This window comes from Streptococcus mitis, from assembly GCF_003942965.1.
Taxonomy (GTDB): Bacteria; Bacillota; Bacilli; order Lactobacillales; family Streptococcaceae; genus Streptococcus; species Streptococcus mitis_BH.
The window spans coordinates 1-508 of record NZ_RJOG01000096.1; the positions used below are offsets into that span (position 1 = coordinate 1).

Sequence of the window (508 nt, forward strand, 5' to 3'; positions counted from 1 at the left end):
TGTCAGTACGCTTCCTAAAGACCTCACTCGCTTCTTGTTCGGTCTTTGCGAGCTCAGATATTGTGTCCACAATATCCCAAAAATCATATCGCCTGCCATTTCAAACCTCACGGTTTAAAAAACAAACGATATGAAAATGTGGTGGCACGCCCCCAAACCCCCAAGATAAATCTAAATTAAAAAAAGTATAACAAATACTTTTTGATAAAATTATCACAGAAAAAAGAGCCCTGTCGGACTCTTACAAATTAAAACAATGTCTCTGATATTCATACTGCCTAATCCCACTACTATCTTTGTTCATCTTGATAGAAAAAACAAAGTAATGATCACGATTGTCTAAAGATTTACTTTTGTTAAGTTTAAAATAATGTTTTTGAGACATAGCCATTGTACGTAGAATATCATCAGTGATAAATGTTAATGGTATGTCTAAAGCAGAATACTTGTAAAAATCTGACTCAAACCGTAAATAAGAATCAGAAAAATAATCTAGCTGCAATTTATC

1 protein-coding gene is annotated in these 508 nt (G+C 33.3%); it reads right to left on the minus strand.

From position 1 onward, the window contains the following. Positions 1 to 241: 241 nt before the first annotated feature. Positions 242 to 508 (minus strand): DUF5960 family protein (locus D8837_RS09650; protein WP_125456883.1); only part of this gene is annotated, 267 nt, incomplete at its 5' end.